Annotated in this window: 3 protein-coding genes; 1 reads left to right on the forward strand and 2 read right to left on the reverse strand. The window is 65.0% G+C overall.

Annotated features, from left to right (window positions below; genetic code table 11):
* Window positions 1–456 precede the first annotated feature (456 nt).
* Window positions 457–1,935, forward strand: a complete 1,479-nt coding sequence (gene pyk, locus ACTJK4_RS22050; RefSeq protein ID WP_232041360.1) for a pyruvate kinase — start codon at window positions 457–459, stop codon at window positions 1,933–1,935.
* 24 nt (window positions 1,936–1,959) lie between these two features.
* Here the strand turns inward: pyk and hemN are convergent, their stop codons facing one another.
* On the reverse strand, window positions 1,960–3,444 hold the full coding sequence (gene hemN, locus ACTJK4_RS22055; protein WP_440818943.1) for an oxygen-independent coproporphyrinogen III oxidase: 1,485 nt from the start codon (window positions 3,442–3,444) through the stop codon (window positions 1,960–1,962).
* A 31-nt stretch (window positions 3,445–3,475) separates the two neighbouring features.
* A partial coding sequence (locus ACTJK4_RS22060; RefSeq protein WP_440818941.1) for a hypothetical protein occupies window positions 3,476–3,693 on the reverse strand: 218 nt, incomplete at its 5' end.

The following is a 3,693-nucleotide window of genomic DNA, read 5'->3' on the forward strand; positions in this document are numbered from 1 at the left end:
AAAAACTCGCTTCGCTCAGACAGTTTCCCTTCCTTTTTCCTCCCTGCAACAGAAATTCAAGGCGCCATCTAGGGCAGGAACGTCAAGGGCCAAACCGTCGATCACGAGTGCAGTAGGAACCAGCAGCACAACGCGAAGCAAGGCGAGCAACACAGCAACAAACGGAGCCAACTAGGACAGCACACAGATTGTGTGGCCGTACCCTGCCCTAGATGGCGCCTTGAATTTGTGTAAGCGGGCGGAACAAAGACGGGGAACTGTTTGAGCGCAGCGAGTTTTCCCCGTCTCCGCCCGGTTACACAAATTCAAGGAAGGGGTCGCCATCTCGGGCGCGCCTTTCTTTGCTTACTTTCTTTGGCAAGACAAAGAAAGTGAGTCGCCCCCGGCAGGGGGTGAAAGGGAGTGCACCACCAAGGCCCAACCAAGCAAACAAACAACCCCACCCGGAGCAACAAAGTGCGCCGCTTCCGCAACACCAAAATCCTAGCCACCCTAGGCCCCGCCAGCAGCGACAAAGACACCATCCGCGCCCTCTTCGACGCGGGCGCGGACGTCTTCCGCCTGAACTTCAGCCACGGCTCGCACGAAGACCACCGCAAGCGCTACGACACCGTGCGCGCGGTGGAGGCCGAGACCGGCCGCCCGATCGGCATCCTCGCGGACATGCAAGGCCCGAAGTTGCGCATCGGCACGTTTGCCGACGGCCGCGTCGTGCTCAAGAACGGGGACCGCTTTGTGCTCGACCGCGATCCGACGCCGGGGGATGTCACGCGTGTGCATCTGCCGCATCCGGAGCTGTACGCGGCTGCCGCGCCGGGCCAGTCGCTGTTGCTGGACGACGGCAAGATCCGCCTGGCGGTGGAAGCCGCCGACCCGACGGCCATCGTCACGCGTGTGGTCGATGGCGGCCCGCTGTCGGACCGCAAGGGCGTGAACGTACCGGACGCCGTGATCCCCATTCCGGCGCTCACCGAGAAAGACCTGCGCGACCTGGACTTCGCGCTGTCGCTGGGCGTCGATTGGATCGCCCTGTCATTCGTGCAGCGCGCCGAAGACGTGATCGCCGCGCGCGAGATCATCGGCGACCGGGCTGGGCTGCTCTCCAAGATCGAAAAGCCCGCCGCGCTGCTGCATCTGGAAGACATCGTGCAGGCGTCCGATGCGCTGATGGTGGCGCGCGGCGACTTGGGCGTGGAGCTGCCGCCCGAGCGCGTGCCCGGCGTGCAGAAGCGCATCCTGCGCATGGCGCGTCACCACGGCAAGCCGGTGGTCGTGGCCACGCAGATGCTGGAATCGATGATTGAGGCGCCGGTACCGACGCGCGCCGAAGCGTCAGACGTGGCCAGCGCCGTGTACGACGGCACCGATGCCGTGATGCTGTCGGCCGAGTCGGCCAGCGGCAAGCATCCGGTGGCGGCGGTCAGCATCATGAACCGCATCATTGCCGAGACGGAGCGCGACCCGCTGTACCGCAACCTGATCGACGCGCAGCATCAGCCGCCGCTGCCGACGCGCCAGGACGCCATCTGCGCGGCCCTGCGCGACGTGACGCACATCCTGGGCGCAGTGGCCACCGTCACGTATACGTCCAGCGGCAAGACGAGTCTGCGCGCCGCACGCGAGCGGCCGCTGGCGCCTATCGTGAGCATCACGCCGCGCCTGGATACTGCGCGCCGTCTGGCAATCACGTGGGGGGTGCACAGCACGGTCAGCCCCGATGTGAGCAACGTCGACGAGATGGTGGATGCGGCGTGCCGCGCGGCCGCGCGTGAAGGCTTTGCCGTATCGGGCGACCAGATCGCCATCACGGCGGGCATGCCGTTCGGCCAGGCCGGTTCGACCAACCTGCTGCGCCTGGCGGAGATCTGGCCGCAGACGCTCGTGACTGCGCAGACGCAAGACGCTGCGCTGCAGCCCGAGCCGGCCACGGTCTGACCTCACTACGGGTCGGTAGGTCGATCAGACCACTTTGGAGTAGCGCGGGACGAAGGTGACGGGCTTGCCCTCGGCTTCCACCGCGCGCTCCGTGCCTGCCTCGCGCAGGTGCGCATCGAACACCATCGCGATGCGGCGCACCAGCAGCCGCCCTTGCGGCGTGATGACGATACGCTCGTCGCCCACCCTCACCAGCCCGGCTTCCTCCAGCGGCGCCAGCGCCTGCAGCTCGTTCGCAAAGCTGCGCTTGAAGTCCAGCCCGTGGCGCGCTCCGAATGCGCGCATGTTCAGTTCGAACCCGCACATCAACTCGCCAATCAGCGCGCGGCGCACGTGGTCGTCCGGTGTGAGCGACATGCCGCGCAGCACGGCGAGCTGGCCAGCGTCGATGCGTGCGTAGTACGCGTCGAGATCCTTCTCGTTCTGCGCATACACATCGCCCACGCGGCTGATGGCGGACACGCCAAACGCCAGCATGTCGCAATCGGCGTGCGTGGAGTAGCCCTGGAAATTGCGTTGCAGCCGGCCTTCACGCTGCGCGATGGCCAGCGCATCGTCAGGCCGCGCGAAGTGATCCATGCCGATGTAGACGTAGCCCTCGGCAACGAGCCGCTCCACTGTCATCGCCAGCAAATCGAGTTTTTCGTCAGCGGTCGGCAGCGTGAGCATGTCGATGCGGCGCTGCGCCTTGAACAGGTGCGGCAGGTGCGCATAGCTGTAGACGGACAGCCGATCAGGCGCCATCTCCAGCACGCGGTCGAGCGTTGCGTTGAACGTTTCGGTGCGCTGATACGGCAAGCCGTAGATCAGGTCGAAGCTGATCGATTCGAAGCCCAGCCGCCGCGCGGTGTCGACCACGCGACGTGTCTCTTCCACGCTTTGGATGCGGTGGACCGCGCGCTGGACGTCGGGGTCGAAGTCCTGGATGCCGAGGCTTGCGCGGTTGAAGCCGATCTCGGCCAGCACTTCAAGTGTTGCGTCGTCGGCGTGGCGCGGGTCGAGTTCGACCGAGATCTCGCCATCGCTGGCCAGGTCGAAATGCTGCCGTGTGGCGGCCATCACGGCGCGCATCTCATCGTGCGCTAGGAACGTAGGCGTGCCGCCGCCCCAATGCAATTGCGTCACGCGGCGCAGTGGGCCAATCTGGTTGGCCACCATCGCCATCTCGCGGGCAAGGGTTTCAACGTAGCGTGCGCTGCGCGAGCGATCCTTTGTGATGACCTTGTTGCAGCCGCAGTAGTAGCAGAGGTTCGCGCAGAACGGCAGGTGCATGTACAGCGACAGCGGGGCATGCAGCGCGGGTGCAATCGCCGCGCGACGGTGCAAGGCGTCGAGGTAATCGGCGTTACCAAACTTGTTGTGAAAGCGGTCGGCGGTCGGGTACGAGGTGTAGCGCGGGCCGTGCGTATCAAAGCGCTCCGCGAGCTCGCGCACCTGCGGCGCCGACCAGCGGAAGGCGGTGTCATTTGCGGCGGACGGATCGTCGGCCGGCTTGGCGAACGGAAACATGGGGCGGTTCTTGTGGGGGCGATGGCTCATCCTAAAACTGCGATGTGCGCGCCGCGTTGATGTGTGTCAACGTCGGTCGATGCCTGTCCCAAAGCGTTGCGTGCTGCACGCGGGCCGTCACGATGGCACAACAGCGCTGGCCTTCGACGGTGTTTTCAGGGTTTTGGGTTGTTGGTGCATCCCTTGTTTCATCCCCTGCCGGGGCTGACTCACTTTCTTTGGTCTTGCCCAAAGAAAGTAAGCAAAGAA

It is taken from the genome of Ralstonia sp. 22111, assembly GCF_052045895.1.
GTDB lineage: Bacteria > Pseudomonadota > Gammaproteobacteria > Burkholderiales > Burkholderiaceae > Ralstonia > Ralstonia wenshanensis.

Coding starts and splice junctions, on each gene's coding strand:
- hemN (WP_440818943.1), bottom strand. CDS start 3,444: ATGTTTCCGTTCGCCAAGCCGGCCGACGATCCGTCCGCCGCAAATGAC.